The organism is Gemella haemolysans ATCC 10379 (genome assembly GCF_000173915.1).
In the GTDB taxonomy this organism is placed as follows: domain Bacteria; phylum Bacillota; class Bacilli; order Staphylococcales; family Gemellaceae; genus Gemella; species Gemella haemolysans.
The window spans coordinates 125,074-145,481 of record NZ_ACDZ02000014.1 but is presented as its reverse complement, the minus strand read 5'-3'; the positions used below and the strand labels follow the sequence as shown (position 1 = coordinate 145,481).

The following is a 20,408-nucleotide window of genomic DNA, read 5'->3' as shown; positions in this document are numbered from 1 at the left end:
AATAATATTTTATTCTTAATAATGCTTTTCTTTTATTTCTTAAATTATCTTATACTCTAAATTCTAAAATTATATAATTATTATTTCTTCATAAATATATAAAAAACAAGATTAATCTCTTATTAATCTTGTTTTCTTATATTTATTTAACTTCTATATCAAGGATTACAACTTCTTCAACTGGTTTATCTTGAGCTCCAGTTTTTACAGCTGCAATAGCTTCTAAAGTTTTTGCACCAGCGATTAGGTGTCCAAATACTGTGTGACGGTGATCTAAATGAGGAGTTCCCCCTAGTTTAGCATATCCTTCAACAGCTTCTTGTGGCCAACCGCCTTGTTCAAGTGCTTGTAAAGTTCTAGCATCTACGTGAGAATTTTGAACGATAAAGAATTGACTTCCATTTGTGTTTGGTCCAGCATTCGCCATACTTAACGCACCGTAGAAGTGGAAGTAATCCATTGAGAATTCATCTTCGAAACTACGTCCCCAAATTGATTCTCCTCCCATACCTGTACCAGTTGGGTCTCCACCTTGAATCATAAAATCTTTAATTACACGGTGGAAAATAATACCTTTATAGTAACCATTTTTTGCATGAGTTAAAAAGTTTTCTACTGCTTTTGGAATATCTTTTTCAAATAGTTTGAAAGTCATATCTCCGTGAGTAGTTTTAATTTTTACTCTAACTTGACCTTTTTTTACATTTTTTGTTAATTGAGTTAACATTATATCTCTCCTTATTATGATTATGAGCTTACCCAAAAATTCTAAAATTTTACAAAGTTCATATGAAAAACCATAGACGCAGTGGTTTATTGATATCTTAAATCGCTTTATAAAAGCTTTTTAGATATCCAATAAACTGTGCGGGGTTGACTCGACAAAATTGATTTCTCCGAAATCACGATTTTTGAGTCACTCCCTATTTTACTATGCATTTTTCTCGATTAATCTTTCGTTGATTTCTCTTAAGATATTTTCTTTAAATTCAGCAAAGCTTTCTTCTTTTTGGTTTAATGAACCAAATGTTCTAACATTAACATTTCTGTTTTCTACTTCTTTATCTCCAATTACTAAAGTATATGGAATTTTTTTGCTTGCTGCTTCACGGATTTTATATCCTAGTTTTTCATCTCTATCATCGATAGCTACTTTAACACCAGCTTTTTTAAGTTCTTGCATGATTTCTTTAGAATAATCATAGTGGTAGTCATTGTTTACTGGGATAATACGTACTTGGTTTGGTGATAACCATGTTGGTAAATCTCCTTTGTACTCTTCTAATAAGAAGGCAACCATTCTTTCCATTGTTGATACGATACCACGGTGGATAACTACTGGACGGTGAGCTTTTCCATCTTCACCAATATATTCTAATTCGAATCTCTCTGGTAATAAGAAGTCTAATTGAATTGTAGATAATGTTTCTTGTTTTCCGATTGCTGTTTCTACTTGAACGTCAAGTTTCGGTCCGTAGAATGCAGCTTCACCTTCAGCTTCAACATAGTCTAATCCTAACTCGTCAGCAGTTTCTTTCAACATTTGTTGAGCATTGTTCCACATTGCATCATCATCGAAGTATTTCTCAGTGTTTTCTGGATCTCTGTATGATAGACGGTAGCTAAAGTTTTTAATACCTAAATCTTTATATGCTTCTTCGATAAGTCCTACAGTAAGTTTAAATTCATCTTTAAGTTGATCTGGACGTACGAAAATGTGAGCATCGTTTAGAGTCATACCACGAACACGTTGTAATCCACTTACTGCACCACTTGCTTCATAACGGTGCATCATTCCAAGCTCTGCGATACGGATTGGAAGTTCACGGTATGAGTGACGTTCATTTTTATAAACCATCATATGGTGAGGACAGTTCATAGGACGAAGTACCATTGTTTCGTGATCCATCTCCATTGGTGGGAACATGTCTTCTTGGTAGTGCTCCCAGTGTCCACTTGTAATATATAGATCTTTAGATCCCATAATTGGAGTATAAACGTGGTCATATCCTAACTCTACTTCTTTATCAACGATATATCTTTCGATAGTACGACGGATAGTAGCACCATTTGGTAACCATAATGGTAATCCAGCACCAACTTTTTGACTTGTAGTGAAGATTCCTAATTCTTTACCTAGTTTTCTGTGATCACGTTCACGTGCTTCTTGTAGACGTACTAAGTGTTGTTCTAAATGTTCTTTAGTGAAATAAGCTGTTCCGTAGATACGTTGTAACATTTTATTATCACTATTACCTCTCCAGTATGCACCAGCTACAGATAATAATTTAAATTCTTTAATTTTTGAAGTTGCACTTAGGTGTCCACCACGACAAAGGTCAGTGAAGTCTCCTTGTGTGTAAACTGTAATAACTTCATCAGCTGGAAGGTCATTAATTAATTCTACTTTATATGGATCTTCTTTAAAGATTTCTAAAGCTTCTTCTTTACTTACTTCGCGACCTTCAATTGCATAGTTTTCGCTAATAATTTTCTTAACTTCTTTTTCGATTGCTTTAAAGTCTTCTTCTGATACTTTATATTCAGCATCAAAGTCATAGTAGAATCCACCATCAATAGCTGGACCAACACCGAAGTGTACATCTTTACCATATAATCTTCTTAATGCTTGCGCTAATACGTGTGCACAAGTGTGACGTAATACATATAAACTATCTTTATCTTCATCATCTGCAACGATAAGTTTTAAGTGACCATCTTTTGTTATTGGTTTGTTAACTTCGATATAATCCTCATCTAATTTTGCAGAAATCACTTTTTTCTTAAGACTTACACTAATACTTTCAGCGATTTCTAATGGTGTTTTATTATCATATTCTCTTACATTTCCATCTGGAAAAACTAATTTAGCCATATTAAGGTCTCCTTCTTTTTTATATACTTAGTCTAACTTACTCAAAAATTAAAAAATCCCTTCTCTAGCCAAAACTAAAGAAGGGACGAATATTTTCGTGGTACCACCCAAATTCGAAGTAAATGTACTTCCTCTTTGTGAATAAAGCTCACTAACTATGTTAATACTATTGCTAGGTAGTAACATATATTGCTTATAGGTATTTTCAGCACCATACCCTCTCTTAAATAAGTTAAATATATATCTTGTCCTAAGTATATGTTGATTTATTTCATTAATGTAATTCTAGCACAAAGATAGATGAATTTCAAGGGGAAACTCATCTATCTTTTGCATTTTATTTATTTTTTCTCCAGTAACTTCTAATACCACTAAAAGTAAAAATTAGCATTAATACCATAAAAATATAATTTTTAATACTAAAATATTTCGCAGCTTCTGTTTTTACTATTTCTATCTTTTTATCAATGTTATTAGATTTTTTAACTTCTAGATTACTTTTCTCAAATGCAGTTATATCATCGTCACTAATTTTTGTATCTTTCAAAGCGATATAATATAGATACTTAGCATCCTTTAATGCTGAAATATCGGTTACCGAAGTATTAGATATATCTATGCTAGAAATATTTGGTACATCTTTTAATGCATCTATATTTTTTAAACCTAGATTATCATTTAACATTAGTCGATATAGATATTTTTTATCTTTTAACGCATCTACATTCTCGATATTATTTTTATATAATAGTAGTTCTTCTAAACTAACCAAATCTTTAAGCGCTGTAATGTCGCTAATATTATTTCTATCTAAATATAAAGTTCTTAAAGTCTTCAATTCAGCTAATGGAGTTAAGTCTTTAATAGCATTTTCTTCAGCAACTAAACGCTCAAGTTTCCCTGCATTTTTTAAAAATGATATATTATCTAAACCTATACCTGAAAGATTTAGACTTCTTAGATTTTCTAGTTTTAAATTATTCGGAATATAATCTTTTAAAACACTGTTCATCGAAATATCTAATGATTCTACTTTTAGGTCATTTAGAAAATCTAAATTATTCATTAAATTTTTTCTAAGCACTAATTGCCTTAACTTTGTTAATTTAGCTAAACTCTTTGGATCTTTTATTTTATTGTTTGTAAGATTTAAATCTTCTAATTCAACTAACTTTTCTAATGGTGTAATATCTTCAATAAAGTTATTAGATAAGTTTAGACTTTTTAAGTTAACAGCGTATTCTAAACCTTTTAGAGAAAAAATGTTTTTCCAAGGTAATGATAGACTTGTAAATTGCTCCATCATACCTACAGTTATTTCCTCACCTTTAAAGTCTTTATTAATATGAAACTTATAGTATTCTATTAAAGCCTCTTTAAGATTTAGGTCATCGAACTCTATTTTTTCACTATTTTCAATTTCTGTAAATTTCTTTTCTCCAAAGGGTACATAGCCATCGTTAGCCTTTATCACAGGAGCAGATACTGTTAATCCTAATAACGTTATGATAAAAGCTTTATATATTACCTTTTTCATTTTTTTCCTCTTTATTTTTTCTATATTCAGTTATTTTATTTCTTACAATTATTAATCCATATGCAGCAAGTGGAATTAAAAATACAAAGTACGGAAATACATATCTACTTTTCGCTTCCCATATCATATGGAATAACGTTCCACCAATGAAGGCTACAGGAATTATAGTTAATATTTCTTTTTTCTTCTTATAAACATTTACTGCAAATACTACAGAAAATATATACACAAATACTTGAAATACCTTCATAATAAAAGTAAGTACGTGATGAGTTTCATCAAAGTAAATTTGTTTTATAAAAAAGTCTTTTACTTTTTCTAACTTAGTTTCATTATCAAAATTCCTTTGTGGTGCAGTTACCAATAAACTCTGGAATGTTGGTTCTAAAAATTGATTTTCATATTTTCTTTGATAAAAATCTACAGCATATCTTGGGTTTTTCTTAAACACTTCTGCTCTTTGTTTTATAGAATCCTTAGAGATTTCGGTTATACGATTTGTATCATAATCTTCTTCTGGCATAATATCATAGTTAAATCTATTCCACCAACCTGCTTCACGATCTCCTTCTTGCATTCCCATAGCTATCCATGTAATTTTTGGGACACCGTCAGCAATGGTCTTTTGACTTTTCACTTCATAATAGTTGTAGATTAAACTCTTAGAGGCACTCATTAAAAACAGACAGCTGACCATAAACGCAATCACTTTTTTATCTCTAATTCTAATAAGATAAATAACTGCTGCCGAGAATATAGCTAACATATGTATTATATTATTACCTATAAATAGTATCGCAACATTAATGCTAATAGCACTTATTACTAACATATACCATTTTTTATGTTTAGTATACTTTATAAAGTAATAGTAAGCCAGTAATGTTAAAAACATACCCGGTAATAATCCGTATACAAATGCAACATAGAATATTAACGGAAAACATAGACCACTAAGAATTACAACTAGATAATTCGTATCCTCATCATCAAACATTATATTAGCTATTTTATATAACATAAAGATAATAAAACTTATTGAAAAACTTTGCATTATATATAGAATAAATGTTGCTCTACCAAATAATGACAGTATAATTTGGAATAAAAATACTGTTGTAATTTGATGTGAATATATGTATAAATAATTATTTCCTTTATCAAGACCACTGTAGTTTTCCCTTATGAAATTATTAGCTTGATCTATTACGTTAAATGGATCAAACTGAACATAGTCTCTTCTCAATATTGCAAACAAGATACTAATAATAAAGGCATAAATCATAACTATCAATACTAATCTTTGAACATTTATTATTTTTTTCAAATATCTCGCTAATATTAAGATAACTATACTAAATATTATAAGGAACATAATATTTAGTATAGCACTGACATTTTCATAATATAAAGTTTCTTGATAATCTTTAGGAAATATCGCTGTTTTTGTTAATACTAATAAAGAGTTTATCCCCATAAGTACCATGAAAATTACAGCTATAACTTTTACTAAAAAGTTAGAAAATTTATTTAATATTTCCTTGTTCATTGTCAATTATTCCTCTTCGTTTTTCTCTTCGTTTAAGAATTTTTCAACAATAAATCTTGGGCGTCCTTTTGTTTCTAAGTAGATTTTACCTACGTATTCACCCACAATACCTAGTGAAATCATAATCATTCCACCGATAAACCACATTGATATCATTAAACTTGACCATCCTGGTCTTGCAACTCCTGCAAAATAACTATACAATGTGTAGAAAAATACTATCGCAGCAATAAATATCATTAATGCTCCGCCTACAGTGATAAATCTAATTAACTTTACAGATAAAGAAGTAATTCCTTCGAAAGCAAATGCTAACATCTTAGATAATGGATATTTACTTTCTCCAGCAAATCTTTCTGCACGTTTATATGTAACAATATCGCTTGGATATCCTATCATAGGAACAATACCACGTAAGAATAAGTTTACTTCTTTAAACTGAGCTAATCCTTCTAACGCACGTTTACTCATTAAACGATAGTCAGCATGGTTAAACACTGTATTTGCTCCCAGTTTTTCCATTACTTTATAGAATGCTTCGGCTGTGAAACGTTTAAAGAATGTATCCGTAGTTCTTGCAGAACGAACACCATAAACTACATCAGCACCCGCTAGATATTTCTTCATCATTTCATCCATAGCATTAATATCATCTTGTAAATCAGCATCCATAGAAATACTTACATCACAGTGATCTTTAACAGTCATAAGTCCTGCTAAAAGTGCATTTTGGTGTCCTCTATTTCTACTTAAATTAATACCACTAAATAACGGATTTTTTTCATGAAGTTCTTCTATCATTTCCCATGTTCTGTCTTTTGAACCATCGTTCACTAAGACAACACGGCTATCTTTTGAAATTAAATCTTCTTCTATCATAGAATTCATTTTAACTTCTAATCTTTTTGCAGTCTCGTTTAATACCTCTTCTTCATTGTAACAAGGTATAACTACATATAACTTTTTCATTACAAATCTCCTATTTTATTTTTTACTTATAGCTTTATTAAGTCTATTTAACAAAGCTTTATTCTCTTTCGTTTCTTCGATTGGTAGTATAAAAATTTCCTCTACCTTTTCTTCATCAAACTCCCTTAGAATATTATATAAATTTTTATTAGATTGTTCAACACTTTTCTCATTCTCTGCTAAATATTTTATAGAAACATTTAAATCATCAACTCTAGATTCCATTTCTTTATATGTAATGAAACCGGTTTTTTGATTTTTATCTTTTAAAATATTTATTAAATTTTCAAATGAATCATTAAACAATACTAATTCCGCTTCAGGAGAATAATGTCTATATTTCATTCCTGGCGATATAGGTGCGACATTCTGTGTAAGTACTTCTTCATTATACTTCACACTACCTTCTCCTAATACAGACTCAATGTCTTCTTTAGTAATATCCCCAGGGCGTGCAATAACAAGTGGATATCTTGTACAATCAATAACCGTACTTTCTAAACCGATATCCGATTGTTCATCTTCGATTATTACATCTATTTTCCCATTCAAATCATGATACACATGTTCAAATTTTGTCGGAGATGGCTTTCCACTTGTATTAGCACTTGGTGCTGCTAATAAAATTTCAGTTTCCTTTAATATTCCTCGAGCGGTAACATTAGATGGCATTCTAACAGCAAGAGTGTTTAAACCAGCCGTAACCTTTTTAGAAATACCGTTATTTTCTTTAACATTTAAAATTAAAGTCATTGGACCTGGCCAGAACTTATCTATAAGTTTCTTAACATTTTCATCACTATAATCAACAATCTCATCTAGCTGACTCATTTCATAAAAATGAACGATTAGTGGATTATCACTAGGACGACCTTTTGCCTCATATATCTTACTCACCGCTTCATCATCCATAGCATTAGCACTTAAGCCATAAACAGTTTCTGTTGGAATAGCTACAAGCTTTCCTCTTTTGTAATACTCAGTTAACTTACTGTATATTTCTTCTTTACTTTCACTTTTCGAAATATTAATTATTTCAGTTTCCATCCTATCTCCTTTCTAAAATTTCATACTACACTAACATTATAAATATTGTAATAACTATTATTAATATATAACTTAAATAATCTAGTTTATTATATTTTAGTACTTTATACTTACTTCTTATACCGGTAGTAGAATAGCCTCTTACTTCCATTGCAGTAGCAAGCTCATCAGCCCTTTTCAAAGTAGCTATAAATAATGGTATCAGTATAGGAATAAACTTCCTTACTTTCTGCGCTAGGCTTCCTTCATTAAAATCTGAACCACGTGAAACCTGTGCATTTATTATTCTATTAGTTTCTTCTAATATAGTCGGAATAAATCTAAGTGATATAGATAATACTAGCGCAAAAGTTGAGATTGGCACCCCTACCTTCTGTAGAAATCCAAGACTCTTTTCTATAGCACTCGTTATTTCTGTTGGTGAAGTAGTAGCCATAAAGACAACCATAATCGCAACAACCAGAATAAACCTGACTGTAATCAATGCAATTCCTAAAAGTGCACCGCTATAAATCTTCCAACCTAATACTTCATACAACACGCTACCTTTTTTATTAAAAACAAGATGAATTAATGAAGTAAATAAAATTAGTATACTAATAGCTTTTACACTATTAATTAAAAATGCTGGACTTGTTTTTGATAATATAACAATTACTAGTAGCATTAATATTAAGATAAAAAATTCTAACACATTATATGCAATAAAGACATCTACTAAGTACCAAATCACAAAAAATATTTTAACTCGCGGATCAAGATTATGAATAATAGTATTTAATGGAATATACTTACTTATTAACGAATTATTCATTTCTACTACTTCCTATCTTATTTTTTAAAGCATTAATTAATTCTTCATATTTCCTAGGAAATACATCCAATACTATATTATTTGCTTCTAATTTTTTGTAAAACTTCAATACTTCTGGTAATTCTAATGAATTCTCCTTGAGTACTTGTTCATTCAAGAAAAGGTCTTCTACCTTTCCTTCAAAACTAATTTCTCCATTTTTCAAGACGAAAACTTTATCCGCATATTCCAATACATAATCCATATTATGAGTTACAAGTACTATCGTCATATTAAACTCTTCTTTAAGTCTTTTCACCATAGCCATGATTTCCTCACGACTCTGATAATCTAGAGCTACTGTAGGTTCGTCTAATATTAGTACTTTAGGTTCTAAGGCAAGTACACCACATAAGGCAACTTTCCTCATCTCTCCTCCTGACAATTCAAAAGGTGATTTATCCAAGTAACTTTCGTCAAGTCCTACTAATTTTATTAATTCTTTTGCTTTTAAGATAGCTTTCTCTTCTGCTACTCCGTAATTTAAGGGTGCAAAGATAATATCTTTTAATACGCTTGTTTCAAATAACTGCTGTTCAGAAAACTGGAATAACACCGCAACATCTTGTCTTAATATTTTCAGTTTTTTAGCCAATTCTCTTCTTTCTTTTTTACTCTGTGGATTAGTAATCAATATATTATCTACTGCTACTTCTCCTTTTGTAGGTAATAATAAGCCATTAATATGCTCTATAAGGGTAGACTTTCCGCTACCTGTCTTACCTACTATTACCGTATAACTTCCTTCATCTATCTCTAAGTTTATATCTTTTAAGACTTCTCTAGCATATGGGGTCTTATAATTATAAGTATAGTTCACACTTTTTAAACTAATTTGCATATTTTCCTTACTACACTCCCCTCGTCTTCTTCTATTTCAAATATTTCTTGATTCAGGTAATTGTTTAAGTCTTTTTTTATTCTTTCTACAAAAGGAACCTCTAAGCTATATTTTTCTAAAATCTCAGTATCAGCATATAGCGTTGTATAATTCCCTTGATAAACTATTTCTCCGCTTTCTAATATGACAATATCATCTGAATAAACACTCTCTTCTGCATCGTGAGTGATAGAGATTATAGTTATTCCTTTTTCTTTATTTATTTTTTTTATATACTCTAAAATAGACTTTTTAGCTTTAGGATCAAGCATACTCGTAGCCTCATCCAATATTAAAATCTCCGGATCTAAAGCTAGCGAAGATGCTATTGCCACTCTTTGTTTTTGCCCACCTGATAATGATGAGGGCTCATATTTTCTATAATCCGTCATATCAACAATTTCTAATACTCTATCTATTATCTCATCCATCTTTTCTTGAGGAACATTTCTATTCTCAAGTCCAAATGCTATATCTTCCTCTACGGTAGATCCTACGAATTGATTATCAGGATTTTGAAAAACAATAGCTATTTTATTTTTTATATCATCATAAAGTTCTTTATTGTATTCTTTATTATTAAAAGTTACTTTCCCAGAAGTTGCTAAATTCTGCCCATAAATCAACTTCATAAGCGTTGACTTTCCGCTACCGTTTTTTCCTAAAACACTAAGCCAACGCCCTTCTTTTATTTCTAAATTTATATTTGATAATGCAGTCTTTTTAGAACTAGAATATTGAAAAAAAACATCTTCAAATTTTATCATTTTATTACCTAATTTTCTACAGAATATCTTTTTATTATACCAAATATCCCGATTTTTCTCAAACTAAATGGGGATGATTCAAAAGTCCTAAATTTTAACAAAGTTTATATGAGAATTCATAAACTGTATGGGGATGACTCTAAAAAATCGATTTCTACAAAATCACGATTTTTGAATCACTCCAATCTATTATTTATTACAATAAGCTTTTAAACTATTATTTATAAATTTATTTATTTTATCATCATCATAAAGCACTTCTTTAAGATACAATCCTGCTGCATCAGCTTTCGGTCCTGCGAATTGTCGTTCCTTTTTTTCTAATATTTCTTTAACATAATTCGCTTCATATTTACCTGCAGCGACATTTTGTATAGTTCCGATAATTATTCTAACCATATTATATAAGAAACCATTCCCAGTAATTTCAAAGTTTACAATATTAGGATTAATCAAATCTTTCTCCATAGTTAAACTATATATCGTTCTAACCTTATCCTCAACACTAGAATTTTTCGAACAAAATGATGAAAAATCATGTTCTCCTATAAAATATTGCAAAGCTTCTTGAGCTTTTTCGAAATTAAAATCAAAACTATGTTTACCCACATAATTTAGTAAGAATGGATCCACTTCTCTTCCAATATGAAGTTTATAATAATATGTTTTTTGTGTACTATTATACCTAACATGAAAATCTTCCGAAGCTGACGTCGCCCCCACTATCCTAATATCTTTCGGAATAGTAGCATTAAGCGCCTTAACCCATGCTTCATCTGGAATATTCAAATCCGTGTCAAAATGCAATACCTGACCATAAGCATGAACCCCACTATCCGTTCTTCCACTCATATAAAGTCGTACATCTTTTTTATTAATTTTCTTTAAACTTTTCTCAATTTCTTCTTGAATTGTATTATTATTTGGTTGTATTTGAAATCCATGGTAATTACTACCATCATACCTACAAAGTAAAACTACTCTCACTCTTATCTCCTAAATGTTTTATTTTAATTTTTATTTCTTACTTCTTAACCGTTGTATTAGTCCTTAAATGCTTTCTAACAACTCACTCTATATTCTATTATACCATAACAATAGAAAGAGAAAAAGATAAGATAAGAGTTGAACACAGCAACAAATCAGTAAAAATCACACTTAACTTTACTCAACTGGTATACAAAGTTACAACTTTATCTTATATATTAAAGATATTATTTTGATAAAATAAAAAAGAGTAACTCAAAAATCTTGATTTCAGAAAAATCGATTTTATCGAGTCACCCTTACTCAGAACACATATAAAGTTAATTAATATTATACTTTATTCAATTCTAAGATCCCCATAATATCTTTGCAAATATTATAACTTGCATGCGGTAAATAATTTTTTATCATATTGTATTTAATCTTCTTAATATTATCTTCAAAAAATAGTTCTTCTAAACAATCTAGTACTTCTTCTAAATTTTTAGCGATTTTTGCCATTCCATTTTTCCTAAAGTAGACAGCATTTTCCATCTCTTGTCCGGGAACAGGATTAAAAAGAATCAGTGGAATATTACTTGCTAATGCTTCAGAAATAGTTACTCCTCCTGCCTTAGTTATAAGCACATCAGCAGTCTGCATCCATTCTCGCATATTTTCAGTATATCCTAGAATTTTAACCATTTTTTGTTCAGCATAATCAATTTCTAATTTATTCTTTAATGCTCTATTTTTACCACAGATTGCTACTACTTGAGTATCTTTATTTTTCTTCAGTATTTTCCCGATAAGATTCGAAAAATCAGTAGATACCCCAAAAGCACCAGCAGATAATAAAACTGTCTTTTTATCTATAAATAATTTATTATCTTCCAACCATTGTTCAGCATCCATTTTATTATCGAATTTTTCAGCAATCGGTATTCCAAATTTCTTAACTTTTTGTTTTTCTACATTTAACTTCAATAACTCTTTTTCAGTTTCATCTGTCGCTACATAATATCTAAATGCACCTTTAGTTAACCAACTTTTGTGAAAATGATAATCCGTTATTATATTAACTATCGGTATCTGCCTATCTTTCAATAATGATAAAGCTGGAGTTGGAAATGTTGAGACAATAATATCTGGTTTAGCTTGCTTTACTAGTTTTTTCAAATACTCAGAACTAAAATATCTATAAGCAGAGATATTACTATGATTTTTTCCTGCATAATACAAATATCCGTAAATATCTCTAAAATATGAAAAGCTATATAAATATAATTTTTTTAACACCGGAGTCAAATTCGGGTGTGCTTGTAAGAACAGGTCTGTTTCAATAACATCAATCTCATCAGCATAATATTTTTCAAATGTTTCTTTAATGTTTTTTGATACTTGAAGATGCCCATTTCCGAATGAACCTGTTATTAATAAAACTTTTTTCATATTACCTCACCTCTACTTTTTATCATAATAAATAAGATTATAAGTTAATACTATTACGCTACCTAAACACATCCCCGCCATCGTATCCGTCGGATAATGTACTCCTAAATATACTCTAGAAGTCGCTATAAATAAAATTCCCATTATCGCTATAAGAATAGGAAAATAATTATTATTTCCTTTCTTCGATAATTTAATAAATATTAACGCCAATGTTAAATACATTATTGTCGCTGAAGTCGTGTGCCCACTAGGAAAACTTAAGCTATTTAATTCTACTAAACGATGAATATTAGGTCTAGGACGATTAAAAATTATCTTAATAAACGCCATCACTATACCACACGTTCCCATTGTAAGAGTTAAAAATAGAGCCTCTCTTTTAAACTTACTCACAAATAAAATAATAACTATTATAGCAGTTATTATTACACTAGGTTTTTGATCTGCTATATTTGTTGTATTTAAATATATGCTTGTAAGCATTGGATTTTCTAAACCTTGAATAAAATTAATAATTATACTATCCAAAGGCTTCAAAAAATTATTGTAACCACTCGCAATAAGACCAAACATCACTATAAAAAATATAACTAAACGTTTTTGATTATTTTTTGTCATTAAATCTCCTAACCTTTTTAAAATTTCTAATTCATATCATATTACCATAATTTTATACATAATGACAGCAAAATAATATTATAATTTCATCAATCTTCTTTTAGAGCATGAGCTTTCTTATTGATTTATATTATTAATTTCAATTGAAAATATTTTATAATATATATCATTTTCTATTATAATTTCGAAATTATATATTTAACCGTATCTTCTTACACATATAATATTTCTCTTTCATTATTTTCATATATTTATCTTATTATATTAACTATCTATTTCTTGAATTTTAAAACATATTCTATTATAATTATTAAGTTAATTAAATAAGTTTATACAGGAGCTTGTATGTCAAAAATAAAAAAAATTATAATATCAGTAATACTACTATTCTCTGTAGTAATTGCTAGTTTGTATTATTACGGACGTTTCCACAACGTTAACTTTTTCGACTTTAAATATATACAATCATTTTGGAAAAGTAACGATCACAATACTAATACAAACGATACAACAAAAGATAATCATGACAATATAGAAAAAACAAAAGAACCAGAAAAAAAGGTAAGAGCTTAGAAGAAAAACAAGCTGTTATGAAAGCTGATACCCCTACTATGAATGCATATGGTTTATATTATGATTATGCTAATATGACTTTACCTGAAGTTATACAAGCATATGCAAAAGAATATGGGATAAAAAACTCACAAATAGCTTTTTCATATAAAAACCTAGCAACTGGTGAGTTAATTGAAATGAATGAAACTCAACCTATGACTGCTGGTTCTACATATAAATTGCCACTTAATATGTTAGTAGTAGATAACTTTGAAAAATATAACTTATCTATGACTAAACGTTATGATATTACTAACACTTACTATGAATATGATGGTGAACACAACACATATGTTAAAGTTTTTAAAGGGGCTATGACTATTCCCCAAATGCAATACTATTCATTAGTTCATTCAGAAAATACTCCTGCGTACGCCCTTGCCGATCGTCTTGGAGGTATGAGCGAAGTATACAAAATGTATAGCAACTACGGTGAGTCTAAAGCAGAATTAAAAAACTTTAGTACAGAAAATAAAACAACAACTAACTATTATATTCAAGTATTACAACACTTGTGGGATAATAGAGAAAAATATAAAGATATTCGTGCATATATTGGTGAATCTTTCCCAGGAGACTACTATAAACGTTATCTTCCAAATCTAGTAATAGAACAAAAACCTGGATATGTAAAAGAAGCACTAAATGTTGATGCTATTGTTTATGAGAAAACACCTTACATTATCGCTTTATATACTGCAGGTTTAGGCGGAGCTACCCCTGCTACTGAAGAAGTAAACCTTGTTGGATTAGATCAAGTAGGACAAATTTCTTATGTTATAAACGAATGGCACCGTGTTAATATGAATCCATAAATTTAATACACTCTTTAGAGCGGGAGTGATTCAACAAATCGATTTACGATTTTTGAGTCACTCCCCTTTTATTTTCTTTTGACAAATTCCTTATTATCATTTATAATATTTTGTAAAGTTATAACTTTACAAAATATTATGTGGAGGTAGTTATGTTTTGTAATAATAGATTGAAATCCTTACGTACTAAACAAAAAGTTTCTCAAACTGCAGTAGCTAAACACCTTGGTGTTACACGTGCCGCCTACAATAGTTGGGAAAAAGGAAAATACATACCTAATAAAAAAAATTTAGACGAACTGGCACTTTACTTTAATGTAGAGACTACTTACTTTGAATCAGAGTATGAGATAGTTAATAAATATCTCCAATTAAACGAGATAAATCAAAAGAAACTTTTGACCATGGCTAACGAGCTATATGTTTCTCAATTATATAAATATCAAGTTCACGCAAAATTATCCGCTGGTTTAGGTAATTTTTATTATGAAGATTATGAGTTCGATACTGTTTACTTCGACAAAGACATATCACACGATATAGCCTCTTGGATTGATGGGGATTCTATGGAACCAAAATACTACAGCGGAGATGTTGCCTTGATTAAAAAAACTGGATACGATTTTGACGGATTGGATTATGCAGTAGTCTACAATGAGGAAACATACATAAAAAAAGTCTTTCTAGAAGAAAATACAGTTCATCTAGTTTCTATTAATGACAACTACAAAGACATCATAGCACCGATAGAAGAAGTAAATATAGTAGGAGTTGTTACAGATTCATTTAAACCTATAAAAGAGGTGTAATAATATGGGAATAATCGACTATACATTAGAAACTCATTCAGACATAGCCTTTATAGATATGAAGTCTTTTTATGCAAGTGTAGAATGCGTAGACCGTGGACTTAATCCTTTAACAACCTCACTTTGTGTAATGAGCAGAAGTGACAACTCTAACAGTTTAATATTAGCAAGTTCCCCTGTTTTCAAAGAAGTCTTTGGAAAAATAATGTAGGTAGAAGTTATGATCTTCCCTTCGATATTAATACGCGACGCTTTTCATTTTATAACGCAAAAAGACAAGGTCTTGAAATAACTCAACATATATCAATCATATTGAAGCTTGGGCCAAAAAAACACTCATCGTCCCCCCAAGAATGACTCTATATATCGAAAAAAATATACAGATACTTAACGTACTTAAAAATTATGTTCCAGATGAAGATATTCATCCCTATTCTATAGACGAAGGATTTATCGATTTAACGCAATCACTCAATTACTTCATAAAAGATTCTACAAAAACAAGAAAAGAAAAATTGGACATAATTTTGCGCAAAAATCCAACATGATATATGGAAAAAAACAGGTGTTTACTCCTCTGTAGGAATGAGTAATGCAAATCCTCTTTTGGCAAAACTTGCTCTAGATAATGAGGCGAAAAAAACTCCAACTATGCGCGCTAATTGGTCATATGAAGATGTTGAAACAAAAGTATGGAACATATCTTCACTTACTGATTTTTGGGGGATAGGAAACAGAACAGAAAAAAGATTAAATAAATTAAAAAATATATTCTGTTAAAGACTTAGCAAATACTAATCCAGATATATTAAAAAAAGGAATTTGGTATAATTGGAGTTCACTTATGGTTCCACGCAAATGGAATCGATGAAAGCAAACCTTCAAAACCTTATAAACCGAAATCAAAAGGCTTAGGTAATTCACAAGTACTACCTAAAGATTATAAGATTAGAACAGAAATAGAACTAGTTTTGTCAGAAATGGCAGAACAAGTCGCGATAAGACTAAGAAGAGTTAAGAAAAAGGCAAAATCAGTACATATCCATATCAGTTACAGTAGAATTGAAAGCAAAAAATCTATTAATGCATCTAAAAAAATCAACCCTACTCAAAGCACAAAACAATTAACCGATCATGTTCTATCACTTTTTAGAAGTAAATATGACGGTGGTGCCGTACGTTCTATTGCAGTTAGATATGATAATCTAATAGATGATAATCTTACAATCTATACGTTATTCGATGATATTGAAACTATTGAAAAACAAAGAAAAATTGATAAAACACTAGATACTATACGTGATAAATACGGATTCTTGTCAGTTCAAAATGGAAGTATGTTAATGGAAGGTTCACGTGTAAAAGAAAGAAGTAAATTAGTAGGAGGCCATGCTGGTGGCATGGATGGAATAATATGATAAATAGAAATTATCTTCCCTATAAATCTGCAAGAGAATACGCTGACCGTGGCATGGCTAAGTGGATGGGCTTTTTCATCTCAGAACACACTACCGCGATTAATACCCAAGGTGACACTATAGATTTTTCGAACAATATGGATGAAGACGAAAAAAGACTACTATTAAACCAACTATATTTCTTTAAAGGTCTATCGTATTTATATACCTCTACTCAACGTGAACCATATCTAGGAAAGGTGGTTGATTGTACTAACGATATTATTTATTTTTCAACTAAACAAAATATACTACAAATTTCAATCAGCGATATTCTAAAAGTTTCTTTAGCAGAGGAATTAGACTATGAACAGACTTAATCAACATGAAGTCCAATTTGATTATTTTAGTAGTAATTACGATCAATTCGAAAAAGATTTCTATAAATATTCTGCATTAAATGTACCCTTAACATTTTTAACAGACGATATTCTAAATTTAATGGTAAATAACAATAGTAATTTTTTCAGATTAACTGCTAATAAATCAAAAGATAAAAGGGATCACTACTTCTTTTTCAAAGTTCAAACTCCTTTAGAAAATAAAATGGTGAGAATCTTTCAATATATTGGACATAAATTCATAAATGAAAAATAAACTCGAAACTAGGATACCTCCTAATTTCGAGTTTATTTATTTTTAATTTCTCTACTTTAAATTTAATAGATTCTATTGTTTTTGTTTTCTTCTAATCGCTATTGCTGTCCCTAGAGCTAATAACGCTATACTAGTAGTCTTCTCTGACTCTAAGCCAGTTTTAGGTAATTCTTCTTTTTTGTCATTATTAACCTTATTACTATTATCAGAATCCTCTTTTTTATTTTCAGCTTTATACTCTGCTTTAACCGGTGTTACTATTTGAACACGGCTTTCTAAATCTTTAGCTCCTACTCTAATTCTTTCTAGAATAGTAAATTTGCTGAAGTGGTTTATTTTGAATTGCAGCGAACTATCACTAAAGCTACTTTCAACTTTTTCTAGAATATTGTTGTCTGCTATGTGATATACTTCTAATTCTGCATTATCATTTTTCACTACTGATACTTTAACTGTACGTTCAGCATCACTATCTATTTTTTTCCCATCTTTTTTAAAATGAATTTCAAAAACTTCAATAACTTTATATTCACTACCTAATTTTTCAATAATAGTTTTATTTAGTTTCTCATCATTTATCGCACCTACAAAGACATCGTCAGCTTTTATTTTGTTTTTATCAAAAGATACAGCTACATCACGCCCTGATAATGTTGCAGATAAAACTTTATTTTTAACTGGCGCATTATTCTCTGAGGTTTCTTGTTTTTTATTATTAGATGAATCTGTTTTATCTGAAGTTATTTTTGGAGTTTCTTTGCTAGGAACTTCTTGCTTATTTTCTGGAACAGTTTGTCCTTTAGGAACTTCCTTCTTATCAGTTTCTTTTATAGATTCTTTATTTTCTTTCTTATCTTCTGCTTTTGCTGGTTCTTTATTTTCTTTTTTAGTCTCAGTTACTTTTTCTTCTTTAGATGCAGCTTTTTTAGTCTCATCTTTCTCTGATTCATTCTTTTCTTTCTTATCCTCAGTTATTTTTTCTTCTTTAGGTGTGACTTTTTTAGTCTCATCTTTCTCTGATTCCTTGTTTTCTTTCTTATCCTCAGTTACTTTTTCTTCTTTTGGTTTTTCTATTTCTACTAAAGAATTACTCTTTAAAGAATTTTCCAAAATAGCTTTTACCTTTTGAAGATTTATATTATTAGGTTCAACTGCTAATAACTCATTAACTTTAATTAACCATACTTCTTTTATTTCTTGTTCTTTCTTTTTATCGACTTTAATATCAGCAAATAAATAATTTACAAATTCTTTCTCGTCAATAGTATTCCAATCTATCTTATCTTCTAAAACAGATTTAAATAAATTATCTGCTTTATTAGCCCCTGTTACTGGCGTTACCGATTCATTTTTCTTTTCAGGTTTTGACACAACTTCGGGTACAGGAATTGGGTTTTCAACTTTTTCTAAAGCAGGCTTATCGACTACATTCACCAGGTGAGATTCTCTTTTAGGTTCTACTATATTTTCTTCATGTTTACAATCTTCACACACTGGAGGTGCCATAGGCTCTACGGGTTTTGGTGCTAATTCAGGTTTAGGCATTGGTTTTTCAACTTCTTCTAAAACAGGTTTGTTTACATGCTCTAAATTAACATCGTGATTAGATTCTGCAGTTACAACAACATTGTTTGTGTCTTCGTGTGCATAAGCTGTTCCAAGAGAGCCAGCAACAATGCCTATTAGAACACTAGCAATACCTACTGAAACCTTTCTAATCGAATATTTTCTCGTACTAAACATAATTTTCTCCTTATCAACTTGCTTAAAAATTACAATTTACTTATTAATCTATCTTTTTTATTATAATATATCTCAGAAAAATGAGCAAGCATGAACCTATTTTAATAACTTACAATACAAAAATACCAGGATCAAAAAGGTAAATATTCTACTTTACTCTTTGATACTGGCATATCATAATATCTATAATTTTTAAATTTTATATTATTTAATTTGGTGTTTATTCATTTTTTCTTGGAAAATGGCTGTAATAATTTTACGTAATTCTTCTTTTTCTTTTTCTGGCCATTCTCCCTCTTTTTGAGCTGCTGCGTATAGTTCTGGATATTCGACAGAAATTCTCTTAATAGTACGCGTATTAGCATGTTTTCTCACAAAAAATGGAATCTTCTTCATTAATTCTTCTGGAACTAATGAAAGTATTCTATCCGCAGTTTCTTTATCACTAATTACAGAAAAAGTAAGACCTTTCTTTATCTGTTGTTGTTCCTGTTCTGTAAAATCTTCTAACTTCATTCTTATTCTCCTAAAGTATATATATTTTCAATTAAGATTATATACTAATACTTATAAAACAACAAATGAATTCCACTGATAGAGATTATCAATATTATAAGTGGTTAATATTTAAATTATCTATCAATTAAATGTGTATAAACCAAAAGTACTATACTTTTATTAATCCTTTAAGTTTAACTTAATAAATAAATCTTATTATAATACCGTTTCCCCTCCCAATACACGCTGAAAAAATTAAGGAACAATAGAATACTAATTAATATATATAACAAAAAGTAATTGTACGTTAATTTGCTTCACTTCCTTGTATTTTCCATTTATAACTTACTTGCAATTT

Annotated in this window: 22 protein-coding genes; 8 read left to right on the top strand and 14 right to left on the bottom strand. The window is 29.7% G+C overall.

All coding sequences use genetic code 11. The annotated features are described in order from the left end of the window. Positions 1–142: 142 nt before the first annotated feature. The 12 genes from GEMHA0001_RS06375 to GEMHA0001_RS06320 all read right to left on the bottom strand — a co-directional run bounded on the left by GEMHA0001_RS06375 (position 143) and on the right by GEMHA0001_RS06320 (position 13,516). Positions 143–727 (bottom strand): peptidylprolyl isomerase, encoded by a 585-nt coding sequence (locus GEMHA0001_RS06375; RefSeq protein WP_003145124.1) that lies wholly within the window; start codon positions 725–727, stop codon positions 143–145. A 204-nt stretch (positions 728–931) separates the two neighbouring features. Then, the gene (thrS, locus tag GEMHA0001_RS06370; protein ID WP_003145320.1) at positions 932–2,875 is read right to left on the bottom strand and encodes a threonine--tRNA ligase; all 1,944 of its coding nucleotides are present in this window, start codon (positions 2,873–2,875) and stop codon (positions 932–934) included. A 337-nt stretch (positions 2,876–3,212) separates the two neighbouring features. Beyond that, entirely contained in the window at positions 3,213–4,412 is a 1,200-nt protein-coding gene (locus GEMHA0001_RS06365; protein ID WP_003145613.1) for a leucine-rich repeat domain-containing protein, read from the bottom strand. Then, positions 4,393–5,961 carry a glycosyltransferase family protein gene (locus GEMHA0001_RS06360; protein WP_003145341.1) on the bottom strand — a complete coding sequence of 523 codons (1,569 nt, stop codon included), beginning with the start codon at positions 5,959–5,961 and terminating at the stop codon, positions 4,393–4,395. The genes GEMHA0001_RS06365 and GEMHA0001_RS06360 overlap by 20 nt, the downstream gene beginning before the upstream one ends. Before the next feature lie 6 nt (positions 5,962–5,967). Then, entirely contained in the window at positions 5,968–6,930 is a 963-nt protein-coding gene (locus GEMHA0001_RS06355; protein WP_003145434.1) for a glycosyltransferase family 2 protein, read from the bottom strand. Between the two features lie 15 nt (positions 6,931–6,945). After that, positions 6,946–7,977 (bottom strand): L-threonylcarbamoyladenylate synthase, encoded by a 1,032-nt coding sequence (locus GEMHA0001_RS06350; protein WP_003145154.1) that lies wholly within the window; start codon positions 7,975–7,977, stop codon positions 6,946–6,948. A gap of 25 nt (positions 7,978–8,002) precedes the next feature. Beyond that, positions 8,003–8,791 carry an energy-coupling factor transporter transmembrane component T family protein gene (locus tag GEMHA0001_RS06345; protein ID WP_003145303.1) on the bottom strand — a complete coding sequence of 263 codons (789 nt, stop codon included), beginning with the start codon at positions 8,789–8,791 and terminating at the stop codon, positions 8,003–8,005. Beyond that, complete coding sequence (locus tag GEMHA0001_RS06340; RefSeq protein WP_003144940.1) at positions 8,784–9,671, bottom strand: energy-coupling factor transporter ATPase; 888 nt, start codon at positions 9,669–9,671, stop codon at positions 8,784–8,786. Before GEMHA0001_RS06340 ends, GEMHA0001_RS06345 begins: the two co-directional genes overlap by 8 nt. After that, positions 9,656–10,477 carry an energy-coupling factor transporter ATPase gene (locus GEMHA0001_RS06335; RefSeq protein WP_003144867.1) on the bottom strand — a complete coding sequence of 274 codons (822 nt, stop codon included), beginning with the start codon at positions 10,475–10,477 and terminating at the stop codon, positions 9,656–9,658. Before GEMHA0001_RS06335 ends, GEMHA0001_RS06340 begins: the two co-directional genes overlap by 16 nt. Before the next feature lie 189 nt (positions 10,478–10,666). Further along, positions 10,667–11,464 carry a tRNA pseudouridine(38-40) synthase TruA gene (truA, locus tag GEMHA0001_RS06330; protein WP_003145518.1) on the bottom strand — a complete coding sequence of 266 codons (798 nt, stop codon included), beginning with the start codon at positions 11,462–11,464 and terminating at the stop codon, positions 10,667–10,669. Positions 11,465–11,794: 330 nt separating this feature from the next. Then, positions 11,795–12,895 (bottom strand): MGDG synthase family glycosyltransferase, encoded by a 1,101-nt coding sequence (locus GEMHA0001_RS06325; RefSeq protein WP_003145543.1) that lies wholly within the window; start codon positions 12,893–12,895, stop codon positions 11,795–11,797. A 12-nt stretch (positions 12,896–12,907) separates the two neighbouring features. Further along, positions 12,908–13,516, bottom strand: a complete 609-nt coding sequence (locus tag GEMHA0001_RS06320) for a phosphatase PAP2 family protein (RefSeq protein WP_003145129.1) — start codon at positions 13,514–13,516, stop codon at positions 12,908–12,910. Between the two features lie 345 nt (positions 13,517–13,861). On the opposite strand from GEMHA0001_RS06320, the gene GEMHA0001_RS06315 reads away from it, so the two are divergent. The 8 genes from GEMHA0001_RS06315 to GEMHA0001_RS06290 all read left to right on the top strand — a co-directional run bounded on the left by GEMHA0001_RS06315 (position 13,862) and on the right by GEMHA0001_RS06290 (position 17,809). Further along, positions 13,862–14,089 (top strand): hypothetical protein, encoded by a 228-nt coding sequence (locus tag GEMHA0001_RS06315; RefSeq protein ID WP_003145204.1) that lies wholly within the window; start codon positions 13,862–13,864, stop codon positions 14,087–14,089. A gap of 17 nt (positions 14,090–14,106) precedes the next feature. Then, the gene (locus tag GEMHA0001_RS06310) at positions 14,107–14,946 is read left to right on the top strand and encodes a serine hydrolase (RefSeq protein WP_003144907.1); all 840 of its coding nucleotides are present in this window, start codon (positions 14,107–14,109) and stop codon (positions 14,944–14,946) included. Positions 14,947–15,098: 152 nt separating this feature from the next. After that, the gene (locus GEMHA0001_RS06305; protein WP_003144979.1) at positions 15,099–15,755 is read left to right on the top strand and encodes a LexA family transcriptional regulator; all 657 of its coding nucleotides are present in this window, start codon (positions 15,099–15,101) and stop codon (positions 15,753–15,755) included. A 353-nt stretch (positions 15,756–16,108) separates the two neighbouring features. Continuing rightward, entirely contained in the window at positions 16,109–16,303 is a 195-nt protein-coding gene (locus GEMHA0001_RS09260; protein WP_248657387.1) for a Y-family DNA polymerase, read from the top strand. Between the two features lie 37 nt (positions 16,304–16,340). After that, on the top strand, positions 16,341–16,535 hold the full coding sequence (locus GEMHA0001_RS09255) for a UV-damage repair protein UvrX (protein WP_003145621.1): 195 nt from the start codon (positions 16,341–16,343) through the stop codon (positions 16,533–16,535). A gap of 47 nt (positions 16,536–16,582) precedes the next feature. Next, the gene (locus tag GEMHA0001_RS09250; RefSeq protein ID WP_345908466.1) at positions 16,583–17,173 is read left to right on the top strand and encodes a DinB/UmuC family translesion DNA polymerase; all 591 of its coding nucleotides are present in this window, start codon (positions 16,583–16,585) and stop codon (positions 17,171–17,173) included. After that, positions 17,170–17,532, top strand: a complete 363-nt coding sequence (locus GEMHA0001_RS06295) for a hypothetical protein (protein ID WP_003145306.1) — start codon at positions 17,170–17,172, stop codon at positions 17,530–17,532. Before GEMHA0001_RS09250 ends, GEMHA0001_RS06295 begins: the two co-directional genes overlap by 4 nt. Continuing rightward, positions 17,519–17,809 (top strand): DUF5960 family protein, encoded by a 291-nt coding sequence (locus GEMHA0001_RS06290; RefSeq protein ID WP_003145414.1) that lies wholly within the window; start codon positions 17,519–17,521, stop codon positions 17,807–17,809. Before GEMHA0001_RS06295 ends, GEMHA0001_RS06290 begins: the two co-directional genes overlap by 14 nt. A 72-nt stretch (positions 17,810–17,881) precedes the next feature. Here GEMHA0001_RS06290 and GEMHA0001_RS06285 read toward each other — a convergent pair whose 3' ends face one another. Next, positions 17,882–19,552: a YSIRK-type signal peptide-containing protein gene (locus GEMHA0001_RS06285; RefSeq protein ID WP_003145491.1), complete on the bottom strand. Its 1,671-nt coding sequence runs from the start codon at positions 19,550–19,552 to the stop codon at positions 17,882–17,884. A 204-nt stretch (positions 19,553–19,756) separates the two neighbouring features. Further along, positions 19,757–20,068, bottom strand: coding sequence for a hypothetical protein (locus tag GEMHA0001_RS06280; RefSeq protein ID WP_003145680.1), 312 nt, complete (start codon positions 20,066–20,068; stop codon positions 19,757–19,759). Positions 20,069–20,408: the final 340 nt, after the last annotated feature.

What these genes read in the sequence shown, in the direction of transcription:
- GEMHA0001_RS06280 (WP_003145680.1), bottom strand. Translation starts at nt 20,068, where the DNA reads ATGAAGTTAGAAGATTTTACAGAACAGGAACAACAACAGATAAAGAAA.
- GEMHA0001_RS06355 (WP_003145434.1), bottom strand. Translation starts at nt 6,930, where the DNA reads ATGAAAAAGTTATATGTAGTTATACCTTGTTACAATGAAGAAGAGGTA.
- GEMHA0001_RS06305 (WP_003144979.1), top strand. Translation starts at nt 15,099, where the DNA reads ATGTTTTGTAATAATAGATTGAAATCCTTACGTACTAAACAAAAAGTT.
- GEMHA0001_RS06345 (WP_003145303.1), bottom strand. Translation starts at nt 8,791, where the DNA reads ATGAATAATTCGTTAATAAGTAAGTATATTCCATTAAATACTATTATT.
- thrS (WP_003145320.1), bottom strand. Translation starts at nt 2,875, where the DNA reads ATGGCTAAATTAGTTTTTCCAGATGGAAATGTAAGAGAATATGATAAT.
- GEMHA0001_RS06320 (WP_003145129.1), bottom strand. Translation starts at nt 13,516, where the DNA reads ATGACAAAAAATAATCAAAAACGTTTAGTTATATTTTTTATAGTGATG.
- GEMHA0001_RS09260 (WP_248657387.1), top strand. Translation starts at nt 16,109, where the DNA reads ATGACTCTATATATCGAAAAAAATATACAGATACTTAACGTACTTAAA.
- GEMHA0001_RS06340 (WP_003144940.1), bottom strand. Translation starts at nt 9,671, where the DNA reads ATGCAAATTAGTTTAAAAAGTGTGAACTATACTTATAATTATAAGACC.
- GEMHA0001_RS06310 (WP_003144907.1), top strand. Translation starts at nt 14,107, where the DNA reads ATGAAAGCTGATACCCCTACTATGAATGCATATGGTTTATATTATGAT.
- GEMHA0001_RS06375 (WP_003145124.1), bottom strand. Translation starts at nt 727, where the DNA reads ATGTTAACTCAATTAACAAAAAATGTAAAAAAAGGTCAAGTTAGAGTA.
- GEMHA0001_RS06360 (WP_003145341.1), bottom strand. Translation starts at nt 5,961, where the DNA reads ATGAACAAGGAAATATTAAATAAATTTTCTAACTTTTTAGTAAAAGTT.
- GEMHA0001_RS06285 (WP_003145491.1), bottom strand. Translation starts at nt 19,552, where the DNA reads ATGTTTAGTACGAGAAAATATTCGATTAGAAAGGTTTCAGTAGGTATT.
- GEMHA0001_RS06365 (WP_003145613.1), bottom strand. Translation starts at nt 4,412, where the DNA reads ATGAAAAAGGTAATATATAAAGCTTTTATCATAACGTTATTAGGATTA.
- GEMHA0001_RS06315 (WP_003145204.1), top strand. Translation starts at nt 13,862, where the DNA reads ATGTCAAAAATAAAAAAAATTATAATATCAGTAATACTACTATTCTCT.
- GEMHA0001_RS06325 (WP_003145543.1), bottom strand. Translation starts at nt 12,895, where the DNA reads ATGAAAAAAGTTTTATTAATAACAGGTTCATTCGGAAATGGGCATCTT.
- GEMHA0001_RS06350 (WP_003145154.1), bottom strand. Translation starts at nt 7,977, where the DNA reads ATGGAAACTGAAATAATTAATATTTCGAAAAGTGAAAGTAAAGAAGAA.
- GEMHA0001_RS06295 (WP_003145306.1), top strand. Translation starts at nt 17,170, where the DNA reads ATGATAAATAGAAATTATCTTCCCTATAAATCTGCAAGAGAATACGCT.
- GEMHA0001_RS06290 (WP_003145414.1), top strand. Translation starts at nt 17,519, where the DNA reads ATGAACAGACTTAATCAACATGAAGTCCAATTTGATTATTTTAGTAGT.
- GEMHA0001_RS06335 (WP_003144867.1), bottom strand. Translation starts at nt 10,477, where the DNA reads ATGATAAAATTTGAAGATGTTTTTTTTCAATATTCTAGTTCTAAAAAG.
- GEMHA0001_RS09255 (WP_003145621.1), top strand. Translation starts at nt 16,341, where the DNA reads ATGAGTAATGCAAATCCTCTTTTGGCAAAACTTGCTCTAGATAATGAG.